We start from the raw sequence: 19,384 nt of genomic DNA on the forward strand, positions 1-19,384 counted from the left end.
CCGCTATCGCTGCCGCGCGAGCATGTGGCGTCCCTTCAGCTACGCTGGAGGAGTACGAACAACTCCTCAGAGAGTGATCTTCGGCCTCATTCGGAACCACAGCGGCGCTTGGCGAGTTGCCTTGCTGCATTCTCCGGGGAGGAGAAATGCTGACGGCCCGGCGCTGTTTCAGCCCTCACACTGAGCGTCGGGCCGTCCCAAATCTGGCTTTTTCGGGCTTGCGATGTCGAAGTTGTAACTTGAGCCTGATCGTCCCCAGCCTAGGGTTACGTCATGGCTACGCTTTTCGGATTCCTGCTCCTTCGCCTCGACCAGTTGTTCAAGTTCGTCATGAACATCGAACGGCTGCTCTAGGTCGCTTCAGACTTCGCCTTGGCGATCTCGACCTCGGCGCCTTGCTTGCCGGTCTTGATCTGCTCCCAGGACTTGAAACCGTAGATGCCACCGACGAGTACCGCGACCGCGCCGAGGTAGATGGCGCCATCGTTGCCGTTCTCGACCACCCAGGCGACGCGGACGATGCCGACAGCAGCGGCGCCGGACGTGGCGTAGATGGCGAAGGGCCGGGCCAGATCGCCGATGAAGGCTTTGACGCGCTCAGACGGAGAGGCTAGCGGCTGGATCGGGGTGTCGGTCATGTCGTGGCCCTCGCATGGGCGTCGATCACGGCCTTGAGCTGCCGGACCTCGCCCTCTTTCTGGGTGGCTGACGCCAAGGCCGTGTCGCGCTCGGTGCGCAGCCGGACGACATCGGCGTGGGAGATATCAAGCTGCGACCTCAGGTCGGCGATTACCCGCGCCTGGTCGGCCTCACGCAGGGCGGCCGCGCGGATCTCGGCCTCGGCTTCCACGACCCGCGTGCGCAACTCGTTGAGCATGAGCTGCATCCGCTCGATCTCCTCGCGCAGAGCGCCGGTCGTGCCGGTGAAGGCGGTGGCGATGGAGGCGATAACAGCGGCCTCGCCGGTCGCCTCGTCCTTTGCGGCCGTGGCGTCCACCGCGCGCCGAGACGGCCTCTGAGCCCAGGCGGTGAGAACGCCCCCGACGCCAAGGGCGGTCAAGAGCGCGACGATGCCCTCCCACGACGCGAAGGGCATGGTGATGTGGTGGCCTGCGGACATGCGGGCTCCTGCGCGATGAGTTGTGGAAAGAGACGAACCGGGTTCGTCAGCGGCGGGCGAAGCTTCACTTCAACGTGTGCGGCGCTCAACTGAACCGGCGATGGTCGGACTGCGTTAACCGTGTCCGAATGAGCGCTGCCATTGAGAACGGCGTCCCAACTCCACAGAAGGCTAGAACGATCATGGGTTACTGCTTGCTGCTATTCGACAGCATGGTGAAGCTGCTCGTCGGACGCGAGCGCTTCCTCTAGTCGCGCGGCGAGGACCGTAGCCCCAGCGCCGCGTCGAGGTAATCTCCCGCGACCTTCGCCAAATGGCCCGCAGTCTGGCGGTCGTCAGCGCCGGGGGGCAGCAGCGCATCCAGACGCTCTTGTAGCGCCTGGATTAGATCGACAGCTCGCGCACCATCGCCGCCCATCCGGCGCAGGGCTGCGAGCGTGGCTTCAACTTCGGAATCAGAGGGTCGACGATGCATCGAGTTTAGATGCCCAGAAGGTACCTAATTTGGAAGAGGACATGTCAAACCTTGACAGCGCTCACAGTGACCGTCTGGGGCCTGTACTCCCAGTCATCTGAAGATGCTTTTATGCAGTCGATGCGATCTAGCATTCCGCTCACATCACTGTAGTCCAACCCCTTGATCAGTTCCGGTCTGACGCGCCACCATTCGGAAGCCAGCAGACGCTCTACGGTCGCGGCATCGAAGCGCCTGCGCAAGGGCTTGGCGGGGACACCCGCCACAATCGAATAAGGTTCGACGTCCTTGGTGACAACGGCGCCAGAAGCGACTACCGCGCCGTGACCGATGTGCACGCCAGCCATCACAACGGCGCGGCTTCCAATCCAGACGTCGTTCCCAATGACCACGGGTCGCTTGATGGCCTCAAAGTCGACCTCTTGGGCGGCGTAGAAATCGTCGATCAGCGGTGAGCCCGCCCACATGTTCTTGCGATAGAAAAAGGTGCTGGTGGACAGCCAGTCAGTAGGGTGCGGCCCCAGACCGATGAGGATCTCTTGGCCAAGGGAGCAGTACCGCCCGATTGAATGAGTCGAGTACACCTCACACTTGCGACCGATGTAGCTGAACGACCCGATTTCTCGGGTCATGATGATACAGCCTCCCGCGATCAGGGAGTGCTCTTCCATTGATACGTCGCGACGGAAAGTCACGTCGGGCTCGCTCGGCACGACGATGTTGAACTGACGCTTTAGGAGCGATCTGTCGGGGGCATACATACCGCCTAGCTAGCGCCTTTCGACGAGGGCGTCAGGCCCATTGGACTCAGCCGATGCCGTAATAGGCCTTCATTTCCAGCATCAGCGCCGTGGCCAGCGCCTTATCGTCCAGCGTGGCCAGCGCATCGCCCTGGATGACGTAGGCGTCGCCGTGCCCGCCGGACCATTGCTGGCTGTCGATCAGGGTGTGGCCGAGCAGCAGTTCATATTGCCCCGCCTCGGGCAGCGGCTTGCCGGTCGAGGTGATGACGGGGGTGGTCAGGTTGTTGATCCACAGATCGACATTAGCCGAGGTGGTGATCGGCTTGATCCGCAGGCAGTAGGCGAAGGGCGCTCCGGCGACCAAGGCCGGGACTGTCGCCATGTCCACATTCACGCCGTTGCTGTCGCCCTGATCGGAGAAGGCGGTCATGTAGTTGATGCCGCCCGCGAACTGATGGACCAGCATCGACTCCAGTTGCGAGCCGTCGCGCAGCATGGTGACGAGAGCGTGAAAGCCAGAACCCAGCATCGAAGCCTCGTAGTGGGCGACGCCGAAGAGGGTGAAGCCTGACGCCATGCCGTTCAGCGACTTGGGGCCAGCCTTCAGGTCGTTGGCCGTTCCGGCGCTGACGTTGCCGGTCGCCGTCATGGCGAAGACCTCGCGGGCGCCGTACTTCCCCGAGATCGCGCCGACCGAAACGCCAGATCCCATGAACAGCAGCGGATCGCGGTTGGGCGCCAGGGGATGCACCCGCTTGGCCCCGGTCGGGTTGTCAGCGGTGCGCCGAACGTCGCGTGTGGAAACGCGCATCAGCAGCCGCGAGCCATAACCCGCCGCCACGGCGTCAGCGTCGTTCGACTTGGACTGCGCCAAGCCGAGATTGGCGCTGACGGCCGCGCCGCCGATGGTGATCTGTTGTCCAAAGGCCATGACGCCCCTCCTAGGTTCAGGCGACCGGAACGCGGTCGATGCAGATGAAGTGTTCGACGGGGCGGCCGTCGACGGACACGCCGCTGCCGTTGGTCCGCAGGGTTGAGCGGTTGCCTGTCGTCGGCCCGGCGTTGCCAAGGCTGGTTCCGTTCATGGCCACGTCGATCGCGCCACCGGTTCCGGTCGGGACCGCCGACAGGGTCAGGGTGACGGTCGTGCTGTCGGTAATGACCGCATTGGTCACGGTCACGCTGTTGCCGTCGCCGTTATCGAACCAGCGGAAGCCCTGATCGGCGCCAAGTCCGGTGATCGTCGCGGTGTCGAAGGTCAGCGGCAGATTGAAGTGGTTCCACAGTTTTAGCGTTACTGTCGCGCCTGACCTCGACGGTGCGAAGCCTATATCCTTGCGCACGCACAGCGGCCGCCAGAGGTTGCCCTTCAGCCACTCGCCGTAGGCCACAGCCTGCCGCGCGCCCTGCATTTCCTGCCCCAGCGCCGACAGGTGAACGCCATCCGCCGCGTGGGCCTGGTCATACATAGGACCGCAGCACAGCGCCGTCGTCGGATCGTCCAGATTGATCTGCAGCTGGGCCCACGGCACTTGCGAGGTGATCGCCCCATACTTGTTGCCGTTGACCATCTGCGTGGTGATCAGCGGAGCCTTGCCGACATGACCGCCCGCGGTCCTGAGCGCGTTCCATTCAAGCGCCAGGGCCGACCAGCCGTCGCGCAGCGAGATCAGGCCGTTGAGGAAGTTGGCCTTGGTGTCCGCGTAGTTGCCTTCACCCTGATTGTAGCGCAGCGGACCCGCCACGAAGGCCTTGCCTTGCAGTCGGGCGAACAGCGCCGCCCGGCGGACCTTGGCGACGAGATTGCGCCACGGCGAACCGGCCGTGTTGATCCCGGACGGCGCCTCGGTCGCATTGGGGCGCAGCATGCCCATGTTGGCGGACCCTACGGCCGAGGTCGTGGTCAGCAGGACGGACGTGGCTAGAGAGGTTGAGCCCGCCAGCAGCACCCGGGCGAAGCCGGAGCTGGAGGTTTCGCCAGCGCCCGGCGCTGCGGCTTCATGGCCGGGAACAAGGTCCTGAATGGCGTCGGCGCTGACGACCAGGGGATCGGTGCGCAACTGGCCCACGCCGATGGCCTGGCCGAACGCCCGCTGCCCGGCGCCGAACATCAGGAACCGCGCGTGAGGGTTCGCCGTCGTCTTGACCGTCGCGGCGTTGCCCGCTCCGTTCGATTGCCCGTACTGGTCGGAATATTCGACGGCCTTCGCGGAGGCGAACGCGGCCGGATAGCCGCCGGCCAGCGGGGTCGTGATCCGTTCATCGTCAGAGCGCACAAGGCTCAGCAGTCCGCCGCGCACATCCGCTTTGACGTAGCTGTACGTCGAGCCCGCCGTCAGTTGATAGACTGAGCCAAGCGCATAGAGATAGGCTTGGCCGCCCTTCACCCAGGCGTCGTAAGCCTCGGCCTCGGGATCGACACCATGGGGGTTCCGGCCGGCGATCAGGGCGCCCTCCGCCGTGGCGAAGCGGAAGCCGCCCTCCATGATCGGCTTGCCCGTCTGCACGACCTCGCCGGTCCGCATGATGGCGAAGACCTGCTCGCCCGCCGCGTTGACGACCTCATAGGCCACGTCGGCGCTGGGCATGGCCCGCCCGGGGACCTGCGTGACCCGGGCGCGGCCATCGACGCTCTGTTGTGCGCTTTCCGCCGAGGCCAGAGCGCGCGCCGCCGCCTCAAGGGTCGGATCGGAAAACGCCAACCACGCTGACCCGTCCCAGCGGTAGGAGGTTTCCGTGGCCTCGACGTAGGCCAGAGCCCCGGTCGGCCTGTCGGTCCAGGTATCGCGCTCGGTCACCGTGGCGTAAACTCGCCGGCTGGCGGTGACCGAGGTGGCGAGATCGTCAATCCGGCCGTCGAGTTCTGACAGCGGCCCCGCGACGATAGCCTCGATGCTTGCTGCGGTGCCTGACGCGACTCCGTCGATGTAGTCGACAGTGCCTTCAAGCGCGGCGCGGACGGCCGTCTTCACAGGTTTATGGGCGCCGGAAGCCGGAATGCCCGAGACCTCGAAATCCCTGAAGGCAGAGCGCAACTCGGCCTTGATCGACGCGGCGTCGGCCATGGGTTCACCTTGGATTGTTGGAGAAGCGCGTCAGTCCTGACGGATGACGGCGCCGGGGAAGTGCAGGGTGGTTTCAACCGCGACGTCGCCAACGGTGCGAATGACCGCTACGGCGTCCGGTTGTTCGGCAGGCTGGACCGGTGTGACGGTGACGGTCAGGCCGTCCTCCGCCGTGCGGATGATCAGAAAGATGCGCCGCTCGTTCACTGCACCACCTCCATCTCATTGTTGCCGCCCCAGCCGCCGGGCGGCGTCGGGTTGCTTGGGAAGGAGCCGCCGACGTCGGATGTCGAGGTCCAGCCGAGGAAGAACCAGGAGCCCGTCGCCATACGGTCGGGAGCGGGATATTCCTCAACCTCATAACCGGCGCCTGGCTTCCAGAAGACGCCGTAGCGGGTCAGCTCATTGAGGCCGGAAATCGTAGCGGCAGGGAAGCTGATGACCGCGCCGTCCGGTCCAACGGCCGTGAAAGCAGCAACTGAGATCGTCCCGGCGTCAGATGTGATCGGATATTGGACCGAGGGGCTCTTGATCGTGCGCGCGGCCTCCTGATCAGAAGGCGTGGGCTCAGGCCGCTCGATGGGATCGGGCTGCTCGCCTTCTTCTTCCTCAGGGTTCCAGTCGTCGATGTTCACGTCGGCCTGGATTACGTCGAACACGACCTGCGATGCGGCGAAGTCGATTTCGACGTTCATCACCTCGCAGACCACGTCGGCCATGCTGACCAGTTCGGGGTTCTGGACCCGGATGTAACGCTCTCCCAAGCCGTTCAGACCGAAGATGCCGGTCCTGATCTGGCCCCGACGCGGGGCGTTCAGCCGCGTCATCTTGCGCTTGGCAAGACGCATCGACTGGGCGCGAGAAAACACCCAGGTCAGGCCGAGCGGCTCGGACCGGAGACGGCCTGTGTCGCTGATGTCGCTTTCGTCGCGCCACGCTCCCGCTTCGATCTCGGTGAAGTCGTGATCGGGCGAGACGTAGGACACGATCAGCTCGTTGATCGACTCCTCATCGGTTTGGAATGCCCGCCAGCTATAACCATCGATATGCTCGCCGGTCAGGATGAAGGTCGGTTCTTCATAGCGCCCAGCCTTCAGGATCAAGTGGCCCTTGCCGTTGACGGACAGCCAGCCGTCCATGCTGGCGAGAATGGCTTCGCGGACGGCCGCCGGCTCGGTATTGACCGGATAGTTGCCGGCGAGGCGATAGCGAGGCTCTGTCCCGCCTGCTTTGAGTGACACGGCGCCGTCGCAATAGTCGGCCTCTGCGGTCAGTTCAGCGAGGACCGGAGCGATGCAGCGGTCCCACGACCGCCCGAAGCGGGTCCACTCGACGTGCACCAGCCAGACAATGGGGTTGGCGCTGGCCTTCCACGTCGCCTCGTTCACGCGGCTTTGCGTCGGATCACGCCAGTCAAAGCAGACCGGCCGACCGACGACGGAAGGGATGGGCTCGCCGTTGGGGAAGTGGCGAGGGAAGCTTTCCTTCGAGCGGTGTTGCGCAAAGAGCGCCAGCGAAGCGACCCCGTCGCCGCGAGCATTGGCGGGCCAATATCCGCTGAAGGTGGGGTCGAGATTGGTGTGACGCGTCTCGGCCGGGTTACCCATGCGCAGCGAGACGTTCACGAGGTCGCCGCTGCCGTATCTCTCGCCCGCCATACCCTGGATCCAGCCAGCGCCACTCCGCGTCACCTGGTCGTCGTTGAGATAGACGCGGCTGATCGCAGCCAGACGGTCGTCACACAGGGCGATGACGGCGCCATACTTGTTCCCCATCGTCTCGCGCAGCATGTAGGGGCCGGACATGCGGCTGTCCCAGCCCACGGCGCGGACGCGTGGCGGCCGGGTTTGCTTTCGGGTAATCTTCTGGCCCTCGGGGTCCGGGACCGAAGACCGGGCAATAGCGGTCAGCCCCATGGTCACGCCAGCGGTCAGCCCGACATAGGTGACGGCATAGGCTGTGATGTAGGCCACGTTCGCCAGGGTCGCCGCCGTCGTGATGCTGGCGGCGCCTGCGCTTGCGAAGACCGTGGTCGCCACCCAGTTAGCGACGGCGGCAGCAGCAGCCGAGATCGGGTCAGCCATGCGGCACCCTCCAGGCGAATATGATCTCGTCAGGATTCAAGGCGTCGATCCCCCGACTGGACTTCACAGCCCACCGCTCACCCAGACAGATGGCGGCGAGCGCCTGACGGCCATGCCGGATCGTGCCGACGTCACCGCGAACCGGGTTCGTGGTCGGACGCAGGCCCGCCTTGATGGCGCACCCAGCCATCACCGCATGAAGGCCGAAGCGACGCTTCAACAGGCGCTCTCGCCCCAGCGCTGTGGTGTATCGCCCGCGCAAATCAGCGGCCGGATCGGGACATCCGGTGGCGACCATCACCCAGTCGGCGACTGTCAGGGCGCAGTCCGAGCTGCCGTCCACGAAGGGCGTGGCGGCCATGCGTTCCACAAAGGCGTCCAGCATTCTAGTTGCCAGGCCAGACGATGGTGCTGTCGACGCTGTAGGACGCTACCCGCGCGCAGAAGGCGTCATCGGGGCTGCGGCGTCGTTGATCCTTGTCGGTATAGAAGCCGAGCTGCGGACGGGTGCGATCAGTGAAGGCAGAGCCGACCGACAGGCTGACCTTGCGATTGACCTGACCACCTGATCCATCGCGATCCACAGCAGGTACGTCAGCCGTGCCCTCCCACAGCCACGCGATGGGGGCGACCGCCTGCCATTCCTCATCGAAGAAGATGATCCCGACGTGTACCGGCGCCCCTCGCGCCTCCTCGACCTGATCGTCAGCAAGGCGGAAGGTCGTTTCATCGGCGCCATTGAGCGTGAACTCGATGCGCTCCGCGACGCCGCCGACCAGCTGGCGCAGCGCCGGCACTTCACCGACCAGGCCGACGCCGAGATAGGTCCCGCCGGTCAAGTCCACATCATCGGATGGGACGGCGAAGTCGCCGAACCCCATCCAAGCGCGTACCACCGACGACTTGCATTCCATGCGGAAGAACACTGACCAGCGCGGCGCGCCCGCCGCCGCCATGATCGCGGCCTGTTCTGGAAGCATCAGGGAGCCTCCACCCAGATCGCGTTCGCCACGCTCTCATGCAGGGCATCGATGGCGCCCAGGAAGTCATCGGGGTTGCCGAGACGCATCACGCATCCCGGCGTCGAAACATCGACCTCCGCGCCAGCCAGAACGGCTTCGCGGAGGGGCGGGCGGATCTCCAGCGTGTAGGTGTCAGCTACTCGGTCTCGGATCCGTGCGATCGTATAGAGACGCTTGCCCTTCGTCGGATGGATGATCGAGAAGCGTTCCCCTGCCTCAAGAGGGCCGCCGCCTACGAACATGGCTTGGAGAATCGTGGCGCGCAGCGCCGCCGGAGCCGTGACGGTCGCTGCTACTGGGCTGGATAGATAAAGGCTGCCGTCCTCAAAAGGGGAGCCGTCGGCATGAGCCACCGTCTCGGGAGAAAATACCCAGTCGAAGGCGGGCACGATGATGGATGTAACGCCACCGTCCAGGCTCGCCTCTAGTGCTCGCGCTGCCTTGATCTGCGGTCGTGTGATCAGCTCGATCTCGTTCATCCAGCACATCCAGAATCCCCCGCCATCGGTGCGGGAGAGGGTCGGCGCGCGGGTGGGCGAGACCCCACCACTCAGAGCGACAGATGACAAACGCCAGCGTTCGGTTGCAGGAGGCAGCAGATCAAATGGGTAGATGTCCATCAGGGCGTCCCCATCCGCTGCTGCTGCCTTTGAACGGCCGGCGCATTTCTGCGGGTGGCGGCTAAGGATTTGGCGACAGCCCGGCCTTCAGATTGCGCCACCTTGGCATTCAGGCCGTCAACGAGCTGCTGGGTCATCACGGCACCCTTAAAATCGTTGTGCCAGTGATGCTCGTGCACGACAGGCGCGGCTGCCGCAGCCCCGCCGCGGCGATGACCCAGGCTATCCTGAAGCATCCGGACGGTCTCTGCGGCGCTAGTTACGTGGCCGTTGCCGCCGATCATCATGAGTTCGGGGCGGCCATGCTCGACGGTAGTATAAAATCTGCCCGCTTCGGTACCGCCGCCGGCGGCGCGCGGGCCGCCAAACATTGACGATGCGAACTTGAAAGCCGTCTGCATCCAGCCTCCGCCACCACCGTCCGAACCACCCCCGCCCATTTTGAACAGGCCGAAGAGCTGATCTAGAGCGCCGTCCATGAGGCGCTCTTTCAGTTTGTCGCCGATGTACTCGCCGATGCGACCCTGCTGGATGGCATCGACCACCTCGCGCCCATATCCCTTGAACTGCTGGCGCAGACGTTCGCTTTCGCGATCATCAAATAGATCGACCTGCCGTCCAGCCGACCGCTCGAACGTGCCCATGCGGCCCCTACGTTCCTCGTCGGTCAACTCCGGATCATTATCGAGCTCGGCCTGCTTCCGCTTCCGAGCGATCTCGATTGTGGCCAACAGGATCTCGCGCTCGATGCGAACCCGCTCGCGGTTGGTTCTGACCATCTGCGCGTCGATATCGAGGAGTTCGATGGAGGCGCGGGCAGTGTCCTCGTCGTCCTTCAGGTGTCGCGCCGCGATGTCACGGCGCCGTTCCCATTCGACGACAGCGGCCTTCTGCTCGGTCAGTTCGGTTTGCTTGAAACGGAGCTGTTCACCCTCGGCCTCGGTCAGGCCACGCAAACCCTTGGATCGAATGTATTCCTCTTCCGCCCGGGCGATCTCACGGAGGCGCGTAGCGCGCTCACGCTCCAGGTCCGCAACCTCGTAGGTCGCGCGCCCGTCGATGGAGAGGAAGCCCTTGTCGTAGCTCTTCGCGATGGCGTCGTCAGCGCGCTCAATCTGCTGATCTGCACGCTCCTGACGTTGGCGGCGCTGTTCCTCTTCGCGCTCCCGCGTGCGCGCCGCCGCAGCGGCTGCACTGGCTCCGCTGCTCCCACCGGAGCGGGTGTGGCCGTTCAATTCGAAACCGCTTCTGGGAGCGGCTAGAACGCCTTCAATGTCCAGGTCCCTCATGTTGAACGGAACAAAGGCGTCTTGGTTGGGCGTTAAGGCGCCCTTCGTATGCTTCGCCAGGTTGCGCACTGCGCCGCCGAGTCCAGGAACCCATTGAGCAAACTGGGCCATCGCGCGCTGCCACGCTGGAAGCTGTCCTGTCATCTGTGAGATCTCGACGGAACTGCTTGCGATCTCGGCGGTGAGTTCGGAGAACATCGAGGCCAAGGGGGCTAGGGTCGTATCTTTGATGACGCGGAACTGCTGGCCGGCTCGCTCCATGGCCCGGTCGGCCTTGTCCAGCTCGGCTACCGTTTCGCTTCCCATGACGAAGCCGAGCTCGCTGGCCTCGTCCTTGAACTGCTTGATCTCCTCCGAGCCCATACGAAGGATCGGCAGCAACTCTTCGATGCCCAGGGCCCGAGCCATCGAGACCTGCTTGGCGCGATCCCCGACCTGGCCGAGGGTATCGGCGAGCAGGGTGAGCAGTTGGTCGGCCGAGGTGACGTTGTCCAAATCGGCCTTGGTGATACCCAGCTCCTCGAAGACCGGCTTCAGCTTGCCGTCGCCGATGCCCATCTTGAACTTGCCCAGGACGCCGTTCAGCTTCTCCATCCCAGCTTCGAGCTTAGCGGTGTCCACGCCCGCCTCGTCAGCGACGTAGCGCCACTCCTGCAATGCCTCGACACCTAGGCCGATCCGGTCAGCCGTGTCGGTGAGTTCTGCAGCGTTGCCCATGGCCGCGAAGGCGCTCGTGACAGCGATAGCCAATGCACCGAGAGCGGCCGCTGCGGCGAGCCCCGCGACACCGAAGACGCCAAGCGCTGCCCCGACTGAGCCGGCGCGGGAGGCGAGCCCCTGGAATCCGGCCTTTGCTTCATTGGCGCCGACGGACAGAGCGCGGATGGCGGGGTTGGCAGACCGCTCGCCCAAGGCGATCTCGGACCACATCTTGCGGCCGCTGTCACCCACCTGATCAAAGGTGCGACGAACGACTTCGCCGCCCTGGACGAATAGGCGGATGCCGACGCCGCCGCGCCCTGCTGTGGTGTCAGTCATCAGGGGGTTCCTCTGGCGGTTTCTGAGGCCGGGCCGGCGGGGTCTTGTCTTTGCTGCGCTTATTCTCGACCGCAGCCAGGGCGGCGAGCGCGGCTGGCTCGAAGTCGTCGAGCATCGTCTCGATAATCCACGTCGGTATGTCGTCGAGGCGGGACCGGATGTTCACCCGGTCCACGCGGCGCGGGGTCATGCCGCCGCCGGTCCAGCCGCCCGAACGACGAACCGCGTCCCACACCCTAAGCCCCTCGACCGTGGAGCAGGCGTTTTCAACTTGCGGACAGCGCCGGCCCTTATCGTCAGCGAAGCCACGGCTGCATGGGGCCTCAATCTTCTCGCAGTTTCTGCAGTGTTCGGGGCCTACGCCGTCGGTACGGGCTCCGAAGAGCCACTCGGCTAAGCCCCTGAGGGCTTTCCCTCGATGATCAGCAGGCGGGCGGCCTCACCCAGCACGTCCATGATCTGACCGCTGAGCGCGTCGTCGAGGCACAGCACCTCGAGAACCTCCCGCGTGACGGGCGCAGGTTGGCCGTCCGCCGTGTTGATACCTTCCCAGCTTATGACGCCGACCAGTGCCGCCTCGACGGCCGTGAGCCACATTGCGACACCGATCAGCGACTGGGTGTATTTCATCGGATCGTGATCGCGCAGCCGGCGCCAGGCCTTCACCCCACCGGGAGGGAGCAGGTCGTGCTCGATCAGGAGGGGTAGCAGCTTGGCGTCGTTGCGCAGGAGCGCCTGGGCGGCCTCACGCGCGCTGTCCCATTCCGGCGTGCGGAGACGGCGAACCGTGACCTTGACGTCGGAGTAGGGGGCGCGGAGAGACTTCGTAACCGGGCCGGTTTTGGTCTCGACCCTGACCGTCATGGATAGGTCGCCGTGTCATTGACGATCACGATCTGGGCCGCCGCTGCTGCAGCCGTCTGATACGGCGACCAGTTCAACGTCCGCTCGATCTGGCCCGGCCCAGTGATGGGCATGGGACTGGCGGCGAGCAGCGCTTGCGGGTGCTTCAGGATAATCTCGTGATCGTCCACGACGCCGAGCAGGCGGAAGGCGGCCGAGAATGTGTCCTCGTCCTCTTCCATCTGGTCGTATACCGCGCCGATGGCGCGGAACGTCGCCGAGCCCGAGTGCTGATTGCCGTTCGGACGGAGGCTCGACACGCTCGGCGTGGCGCTCAGGAAGATGCCGTCTTGCAGGTTCCGGCTGAAGCTGAACGAACCCGACAGCATGTTAGCTGCGACCACGTCGTCAACGGCGAACAGGGCGCGCAGGACGGGCGCTTCAAGCGGAGTCGGCTCGATGGTGCCGGACGGAAACGCGGACAGCTTCTTACGACGCAGACCACCGAGCGAGATGTTGATGTTGAAGTCCTGGGTGTTCTCGCCGTTGAACTGCGTCGACAGTTGCGACAGCGTCAGGCCCTCATAGACGCGCACGTCACTGGCGCCGACTTTCACGGCCAAATCGAAATACTGCTCCGCCTTCGAGCCGCTCTCGAACAGGTGACTGAACTTGTCATCGACTGCGGTCGTGACCGGCGCGCCCATGCCTGCTCGAAGCCAGACCGGAAGCTGACGGGTGTCGGCGTCCAGCACCAACTCGCCCGTCAGGCGGAAGAAGCCCTTACGCGGCCGGGTCGGGTCCAGGACGTTCTTGCGGATGCCGGGGTTGCCCAGCTTGGTCCGCTCGCGCCACTCCTGCGCCGGCGTCACGGTCAGGCTCAGGAACTCGACGTTCTGCCAGGTCGTGGGGGGCGTATCGAGGTTGGCCCGGAGGCCGAGGCGGGTTTCGCAGTCGCCGCCATACCAGACGTCAGTGGCCATGGTGTCAGTCCTTCTTGGTCGGGCTGGCGACGCCAGCGATTTCGAGGTCCCGGTCGGTGGCGACACGGCCCTTGTCGTTCGAGATGGCAGTCTCGACGGCCGTAGACGGGGCCTGGTGGAGGCCCTTCCGCTTGGTGACGATCCAGACCAGCTTGGCCTTGGGTTCGGGCTTGTCGGTCATGTCAGGCTCCGTCAGGGCGTGCGGCCGAGCGGATCGCCCGAACGAACGCGAATGGTGAATGTGAGGAAGAAGGCGAGCCCGTTCGGCTCCAGCTCGTCGTCTGTCTGCTCGCCGATGTTGAGGCGCTCGGCCTTGCCCGACAGGGTCGGGTAGACGGACGGGAGCAGAGCGAGACGGTTGAGGGCGCTGTCGATCCGGTAAGCGCGAAGCAGCCGGTCGGGGCCAGCAAGCGCCATCTCCAGACGGCACTCCCGCTCGACGACGTGGCGCGGCGCCGGGCCGCCAAGAAGCTGGCGGACTGAACTAGTGCGCAGCTTCACCAGAGACGCCGCCGTCACTAGGGTTTTCTCATCGCCAGTGGGGGTGAAGGGAGCCGACGGATCAATCTTGAGGTCCGTCAGGTCTCTCAGGAATTCCGTGGCGTTCAGGGCTTCGGAGACGCGAAGGGCCAGCTCTTCATAGGCCGTCTCAATCATCGGTCGGACCTGTCAGCAGTTGGGTGGTTCCGGCGCTTTCAAAGTGCCGGATGAAGAGACGGTCCACGGCAGAGGCGGCGCCGCGGGAAGCTCGGTCCCGGATCACGCTGCCGCGTAGCATCCGGGGGAGTTTGGCCTCCTTCACGAGGAAGAAGACGACGATGGTCTGCAGGCCGTTGCCGGTGCGCAGCGCTGTGGCGCTAGCCTTGCGGAAGGTGCCTGGGCGCGAGGCGCTGCCGCGCACTTGGGCGACCAGGAGGGACGCCTTCCCGGGGCGATAGATGAACTGAAGGGGCCCGAAGCGCTGTTCCGCGATGGCGATGGTGTTGGAGCGCTGGCCGCCGTTTCGGCTGGGGCGAGACACGCGGCCGCTGGGCCAGACGTCCGGGTTGGGAATCGGAAGGAAGAAGCCTTGTTTCGACCGAACCACCGTCGCCTGCTCGAAGGCGCGCTGAAGGATCGGGAAGGTGGAGAAGACCTGGGACGCCGGGTTAAGGCCCTGGTTCTTGTATTTGCGGAGCCTGATGGTCTTGGTCAGGCGCTGGGCGTTCTTCAGGCCGGACTGGGCGACGTCCTGCCGCCACTTCGTCTGGGTCTCTTGGGCGTACTCGAACAGCGCCGCCTGAACGGCTCGCTGGACCCGCGCAAGGCCGTCGGACAGTTCCTTCTCGAAGTTGCCGGAAAGCGCTGCGCGAAGCTGGGCGCCGACGGTCATCCCGGCTGAACCTCAAATGCCCACCAGCGTCCGTCGTCTTCGGCGGTAGGCGCCTCGGCCACCTGCCAGATGTCGGTGCCGTGGCGGAAGTAGTGACCCTCTTTCAGGCCTGGAACGCGGAAGCGCGCCACGCGCATCAGCGGGCGCGCGCGAGTGAACGACATGCCCGTCATGCGATCCGCCGAGCGGGGATAGTCGATCATCACTCGGACCGGCAGGCCGTCATCGTCGTCCGGGGAGAGCGGATAATAGACAGCGTCGTCGCAGAGATGATCTTCGACGGCGACGTCGAGGCCTTCCAGGAGGCCGGAAAAGTTGTTCATACCGGCCTCCTGGGGTCGGGCCTAGATGCTCGGGACCAGCTTCACATCGACCGAGGTGTCGCCCGTCACCCGAGCGACGGTCGCGTATCCGATCTTCTTGTTGCTGGTTGCCGTGGTGGTGGCGTTGCCGGCCGTGGCATCCCAGTAGACGAGAGCGCCTTCGCCGATTGCGCCCGTGGCCTTGGGCAGGCTGACCACGCCCTCGACGACGCCGGCGTAGATCTCGCCTTCAGCAGCGGAGCTGGCGGCAGCAGCGAAAGCGACGCCGTGGACGTAACCGCGGCCGGAGACAACGCCGCCGGCCGGTGCGATGAAGTCGATGACGTCACCGACTTGGACAAAGGTCTTCATAGTTCTGCTCCTTTGCAGAGGGGACGAGGGCGGCCGAAGCCGCCCCGCTTCGTGGGATCAGAGGGGGGGTTACTGGCCGGGGTTCTTGAAGCCGGCGCGGTAGTCGACAGGCCCGAAGGCGAAGTCGTGCAGGACCTTCCAGACGATGCCGTCCTGGTTGAACGGCTCGTGCTGGCTGACCGCCGGAGCCTCGGCATCGCGCAGGTAGCCATAGACGAAGGCTGCCAGCTCGTTCGGATCGGTGAACACGCGCCAGCTATTGTCGGTGATGCGCGCCGACACAACGACCGTCCACTTGCCCGAAAACGGGTTGAAGTCCGCCTGGTTGGCGGGGGTCACCGCAGCGACGAACTTCTCGGCCGCCGTCTCTTGGTTCGGGCCGACCAGCAGGACCTTGGGCGCGTAGCCCAGGATCTCGTCGCCCACCCCCTTCTGGCTACGCACCGCCTTGCGAGCCGCGTCGGCGGTCGCTTCGGTGATGGCGCCGCCCGACGCTGCGAGGTTGCCGTGGTCGGCGTGGAAGAAGGCCTTCCCATCGGACAGCTTCAGGCCGTTGCCGCTGTTGGCGAGCAGGGCCTCGAAAGCAACCGCGTCCTCGGTGCGGGCGGCGGCGCGGCCGGCAGCGTTGGCCATGTCGGCGAAAGCGCCCAGATCATCATTGATGATCGCCTGACGGGTCAGCGCCAGGTTCAGACCCCGGGTCTTCAGGCCCACGCTCTCGCCCGAGTCAGGGATAGAGCCGTGTTTGATCTCGCCCGACTGCGAAACCTCCTTCAGCAGCGGGAACTCACCGATACGCAGCATGGCGTGCGGGCGGAAGTCCTGGAAGTTCCGGCGCGCCGAGAAGGTGCGATAGACAGGCTCGGCCTGCTGATAGGACGCCAGCAGCACGCGGTTCGCGGCCTGGCCCAACAGTTGGGCGAAGTCCGACGTGGTCTGCATGCCCACCGAACGTTCGATGATCTCGTCGACGTTGCGGGAAGCAATGCCGTTCCGTTCGGCCATCAGGTCGGCGATGCGCAGACCGCGGAACGGGCGACCTTGCTCGGTCGGTGCAGCATGGGTCATGCGCGACACCAGGGCATCGACCATACCGGTCGCCTGGTTCTCGCGATCACCGTCACTCGAGCGAGCGGCTTGGCCGGCGGCAAGTCCGGCAGTCTGGGCAGTCTGGGCGCGCGCGGCGGCGGCCAGAATGGCGCTCTCGACCGTGGCAACTGTTTGGTTCGGATCGGTCACCAGACCACGGATCTGGGTCTCGATATCCGCGCCGAAGGTGCGGGCCTGTTCCAGAAGACGAAGACCGTCGGTCAGGCCGACGCCGGCAGTGGCGCCGGAGACCGGTTGGGCGGCGAGTGCAGCGGCAGGAGCCGCAGCGGGAGCCGGGGCCGCGGCGCGGGTGGCGTCCGCGCCAGGGGCGGCGTCGGTGTTGGGGGCAAGCACGGCGGCGGCCGCGCCGCCCATCAGACGGGTACGCATAGGTGTGTTCTCCTGGGAGGGGTCGGCGAGGTCGCGGGGGTTTCCGGGGGTAGTGGCCGCAGAACGCACCCCGGCGTTCGCGTCTGCGGGTACGGCAACAAAGCTGACTTCCATCAGCGTCCAGCGGGTGACCCGCCAGATGTCACGTTCGTCCTCGACGCCCACACGTTCGATGGTCTCGATCGTATAGCCGACGCTGATGCCGGTGAGCTCGCCGCGGGCGACCATGCCCTCGACCTTTCGGCCGAAGTCGGTGTCGGCGAAGTAGATCTTGCCGACGAGATTAGCGCCGTCGATGCGGGCTTCCGAGACGGAGCCGACGATGGCGTCAATCTGATACTGGTTGTGGTGGTCCAGCGCGCGAACCTGACCGAGTTCGACGCGGGTCAGGTTCACCGCTGCCGGCGAAACCTCGAGCTCTTCGAAGCCGTACCAAGTCCTCCGGCGGGCGCCGGTGCTGAAGACAGCCTCGACGCTTCGGGTCGCGGCGTCATAGGTGCCCGGCGCAAAGCTGGCGAACCGGCTCTGGACCTGACCGTCCAGGCCGGGCGGCGCGGCGCGCGTCCCGGCATCAGTCTCTGGCGCGCGCACAGCGGCGCTGCCCAGCAGTCGGTTCCGCATCTTAGACCTCTCTATTTTCGGGCTCATCGGCCCCGGTCACGGCCGCGATGATCGCGACCATCGCCGGGCCGGCGGGACTGCCAGACCGCAGCGCGGTGGCGGCCTCGACGAAGCCGCTGTTCAGAGCGGCGTGATCGCCCGCCTCGATTGCCTCGATCATGCGACCAAAAAAGCCGACAACGACGGGGTCGCCGATGGTGCTGCGAGCAGCCTCATCGCCCTCTTCGCCGGTCGGGAGGACCGAGCCTTGAGGGCGCGCTTGGGTGACGCCGGAGCGGCTGACCTGGCGCGGATCGGTATCGAACGCGAGTTGCAGACGGTCGGCCTCAGCCTGAACCATTGCGCGCTCTTCGAAGTGCTCACGCCAGTTGATGCCGCGACGCGCCAGCGCTTCGGGCTTGTTGATGTAGCCGGCGCGCTCTTCCATCACGAGGGCCGCGACGTCCTTGACCGGATCGACCCAGAAGCGGGGCGGCGGCGTCCAACGTGCCTTGACCTCGGCCAGTTTCGGCTCGCGGAGCTCGACGGCCTTACGGCGCATGAGACGCTCGAAGGCAGGGTCCAGCAGGAAGGGAACGATGACGTTCGACTGCCAGTCGTCCAGCAGGGTCCAGAATGCGACCGTTGCGGCGCGGAGGCTGGAGTAGTTGGCTTGGCCGACGTCGCCCGTCATCAGGTGGTCAGGGATGCCAATCGACGCGGCCACGCTGCGCCATTCCTGCCGATAGAAGACATCGCTGTCGCCGTCCGCCGTCGGCTGGATGGTGGTGAACTGCTCGCCCGGAAGACCTTCGACAACCATGCCCGGCGACATGCGCTCCAGCGCGGGGGAGCCCGAGCCGATAGGCTCTTCGCCGCCCTCCTCGCCGACGCCGGTGTCGGGGTCATCATCATCATCAGCAGCGAGCGTCCGAATGATGCCGATGCATGCCTGCATCTTCTTCTTCATACGGATGGAGTCTGCCAGGTCCTGGAGCTCGCGGACCTTAGTCATTGACGGGCAGATCCACGGCACGCCACGGCTTTGGCCGGCGCGCTCCGGATCGAACAGGTGATCGACGTGTTGGGCCTCGACCACCCGGGTCTTACGCAGCAGGTTGCCGAGGAGATCGCCCGGGTGCGTTTCGAGGAAGTGATAGGCAGCGCGAACGCCGCTGACGTCGTACTGAACGCCGTCGCGAATACGCGGGGTGCGGTTGAGAATGCCCGCCTGAGGGCTGGCCATCTGGTCGCCCTCAATGAGGGTGAGGAGGGCGTCGGGCTGTCCGTTGCGCGAGCTCCAGACCACCGCGATGTCGCCATCGACGATCATGGACCTGACCGCCTGGCGCTGAATGCCGTACCAGTCATGCCGGCCATCGACTCGCGCCAGTGCCCACTCGCCGTAGACTTCTTGAGCCAACTTCTGGATGCGGGGATCGGCGTGCTGAGCCCGCGCCTCGATACCGTCGCCGACAAGGTTCGCGACAAGCTGTCGGACGGCGCTGGCGATGTACGGATTATTACGCACAAGGTCGCGGGAGCGGCTGCGCAGGGTCGGAAGGTCCTGGCCAATGATCGCATCAGCCGAACCGGTAGATGCCCGCCAGTCGCGGGTCAGGCGGCTATGGCGCGCCCCATCATAGCTGCGAGTGCGAAGAGTGCGGGTCGCCTCAACGAGGACTGCACCGCGGGCGCGGTGACCCAGGCGGTTGGCTTCGGCCTTCGGAGAGAAGGCACCCACCAGCTTGTCGGTCCAGCCCATCAGCGGCGGCCTTCATACGAAGCAAGCCTGACGCGGGTGCGCCGTGTTTTCCGGGTGCCGGACAGCAGTTCGAAATAGCGGATGGCCTTCTCGATCTCGCCGACCCCGCGATAGGTGACGCGGCGGCCATTGCTCTCGACGGTGACCATGCCACTGCCGAGCCCCGCGCGGAGCTGTGTGAGCTCAGCCACGTACTGGTCTTCTGCAGGCAT

General features: G+C 65.3%; 22 protein-coding genes. All 22 read right to left on the reverse strand.

Features of this window, described 5'->3' with window-relative positions:
* Nucleotides 1-350: 350 nt before the first annotated feature.
* Nucleotides 351-638, reverse strand: coding sequence for a hypothetical protein (locus ACOZBP_RS07685; RefSeq protein WP_422675810.1), 288 nt, complete (start codon nt 636-638; stop codon nt 351-353).
* Nucleotides 635-1,120 carry a hypothetical protein gene (locus ACOZBP_RS07690; RefSeq protein WP_422675811.1) on the reverse strand — a complete coding sequence of 162 codons (486 nt, stop codon included), beginning with the start codon at nt 1,118-1,120 and terminating at the stop codon, nt 635-637. Before ACOZBP_RS07690 ends, ACOZBP_RS07685 begins: the two co-directional genes overlap by 4 nt.
* A 519-nt stretch (nt 1,121-1,639) precedes the next feature.
* Nucleotides 1,640-2,356, reverse strand: a complete 717-nt coding sequence (locus tag ACOZBP_RS07695) for a CatB-related O-acetyltransferase (protein ID WP_422675812.1) — start codon at nt 2,354-2,356, stop codon at nt 1,640-1,642.
* Between the two features lie 46 nt (nt 2,357-2,402).
* On the reverse strand, nt 2,403-3,269 hold the full coding sequence (locus tag ACOZBP_RS07700; protein ID WP_422675813.1) for a hypothetical protein: 867 nt from the start codon (nt 3,267-3,269) through the stop codon (nt 2,403-2,405).
* A 16-nt stretch (nt 3,270-3,285) separates the two neighbouring features.
* A complete protein-coding gene (locus ACOZBP_RS07705) occupies nt 3,286-5,403 on the reverse strand; it encodes a hypothetical protein (RefSeq protein ID WP_422675814.1) in 2,118 nt (705 codons plus the stop codon).
* Nucleotides 5,404-5,433: 30 nt separating this feature from the next.
* Complete coding sequence (locus ACOZBP_RS07710; protein ID WP_422675815.1) at nt 5,434-5,610, reverse strand: hypothetical protein; 177 nt, start codon at nt 5,608-5,610, stop codon at nt 5,434-5,436.
* Entirely contained in the window at nt 5,607-7,487 is a 1,881-nt protein-coding gene (locus ACOZBP_RS07715) for a hypothetical protein (protein WP_422675816.1), read from the reverse strand. Before ACOZBP_RS07715 ends, ACOZBP_RS07710 begins: the two co-directional genes overlap by 4 nt.
* Nucleotides 7,480-7,872: a DUF6950 family protein gene (locus ACOZBP_RS07720; protein WP_422675817.1), complete on the reverse strand. Its 393-nt coding sequence runs from the start codon at nt 7,870-7,872 to the stop codon at nt 7,480-7,482. Before ACOZBP_RS07720 ends, ACOZBP_RS07715 begins: the two co-directional genes overlap by 8 nt.
* A gap of 1 nt (nt 7,873) precedes the next feature.
* Complete coding sequence (locus tag ACOZBP_RS07725) at nt 7,874-8,467, reverse strand: hypothetical protein (RefSeq protein ID WP_422675818.1); 594 nt, start codon at nt 8,465-8,467, stop codon at nt 7,874-7,876.
* The gene (locus ACOZBP_RS07730) at nt 8,467-9,129 is read right to left on the reverse strand and encodes a hypothetical protein (protein ID WP_422675819.1); all 663 of its coding nucleotides are present in this window, start codon (nt 9,127-9,129) and stop codon (nt 8,467-8,469) included. Before ACOZBP_RS07730 ends, ACOZBP_RS07725 begins: the two co-directional genes overlap by 1 nt.
* The gene (locus tag ACOZBP_RS07735) at nt 9,129-11,456 is read right to left on the reverse strand and encodes a hypothetical protein (protein ID WP_422675820.1); all 2,328 of its coding nucleotides are present in this window, start codon (nt 11,454-11,456) and stop codon (nt 9,129-9,131) included. The genes ACOZBP_RS07730 and ACOZBP_RS07735 overlap by 1 nt, the downstream gene beginning before the upstream one ends.
* Entirely contained in the window at nt 11,449-11,646 is a 198-nt protein-coding gene (locus ACOZBP_RS07740; protein ID WP_422675821.1) for a hypothetical protein, read from the reverse strand. Before ACOZBP_RS07740 ends, ACOZBP_RS07735 begins: the two co-directional genes overlap by 8 nt.
* A gap of 203 nt (nt 11,647-11,849) precedes the next feature.
* A complete protein-coding gene (locus ACOZBP_RS07745) occupies nt 11,850-12,320 on the reverse strand; it encodes a hypothetical protein (protein WP_422675822.1) in 471 nt (156 codons plus the stop codon).
* Complete coding sequence (locus ACOZBP_RS07750) at nt 12,317-13,282, reverse strand: phage tail tube protein (RefSeq protein ID WP_422675823.1); 966 nt, start codon at nt 13,280-13,282, stop codon at nt 12,317-12,319. Before ACOZBP_RS07750 ends, ACOZBP_RS07745 begins: the two co-directional genes overlap by 4 nt.
* 4 nt (nt 13,283-13,286) lie before the next feature.
* The gene (locus ACOZBP_RS07755; RefSeq protein ID WP_422675824.1) at nt 13,287-13,463 is read right to left on the reverse strand and encodes a hypothetical protein; all 177 of its coding nucleotides are present in this window, start codon (nt 13,461-13,463) and stop codon (nt 13,287-13,289) included.
* An 11-nt stretch (nt 13,464-13,474) separates the two neighbouring features.
* Nucleotides 13,475-13,939 carry a hypothetical protein gene (locus ACOZBP_RS07760; protein ID WP_422675825.1) on the reverse strand — a complete coding sequence of 155 codons (465 nt, stop codon included), beginning with the start codon at nt 13,937-13,939 and terminating at the stop codon, nt 13,475-13,477.
* Nucleotides 13,932-14,654, reverse strand: coding sequence for a DUF6441 family protein (locus ACOZBP_RS07765; RefSeq protein ID WP_422675826.1), 723 nt, complete (start codon nt 14,652-14,654; stop codon nt 13,932-13,934). The genes ACOZBP_RS07760 and ACOZBP_RS07765 overlap by 8 nt, the downstream gene beginning before the upstream one ends.
* Nucleotides 14,651-14,977 (reverse strand): head-tail joining protein, encoded by a 327-nt coding sequence (locus ACOZBP_RS07770; protein WP_422675827.1) that lies wholly within the window; start codon nt 14,975-14,977, stop codon nt 14,651-14,653. The genes ACOZBP_RS07765 and ACOZBP_RS07770 overlap by 4 nt, the downstream gene beginning before the upstream one ends.
* Before the next feature lie 21 nt (nt 14,978-14,998).
* Nucleotides 14,999-15,328: a capsid cement protein gene (locus tag ACOZBP_RS07775; RefSeq protein WP_422675828.1), complete on the reverse strand. Its 330-nt coding sequence runs from the start codon at nt 15,326-15,328 to the stop codon at nt 14,999-15,001.
* 69 nt (nt 15,329-15,397) lie between these two features.
* Nucleotides 15,398-17,428 carry a prohead protease/major capsid protein fusion protein gene (locus ACOZBP_RS07780; protein WP_422675829.1) on the reverse strand — a complete coding sequence of 677 codons (2,031 nt, stop codon included), beginning with the start codon at nt 17,426-17,428 and terminating at the stop codon, nt 15,398-15,400.
* Between the two features lies 1 nt (nt 17,429).
* Nucleotides 17,430-19,172 (reverse strand): phage portal protein, encoded by a 1,743-nt coding sequence (locus tag ACOZBP_RS07785; RefSeq protein WP_422675830.1) that lies wholly within the window; start codon nt 19,170-19,172, stop codon nt 17,430-17,432.
* On the reverse strand, nt 19,172-19,384 hold the full coding sequence (locus tag ACOZBP_RS07790; RefSeq protein ID WP_422675831.1) for a phage head-tail joining protein: 213 nt from the start codon (nt 19,382-19,384) through the stop codon (nt 19,172-19,174). The genes ACOZBP_RS07785 and ACOZBP_RS07790 overlap by 1 nt, the downstream gene beginning before the upstream one ends.

Source organism: Brevundimonas sp. NPDC058933 (genome assembly GCF_049315965.1).
Classification (GTDB): domain Bacteria; phylum Pseudomonadota; class Alphaproteobacteria; order Caulobacterales; family Caulobacteraceae; genus Brevundimonas.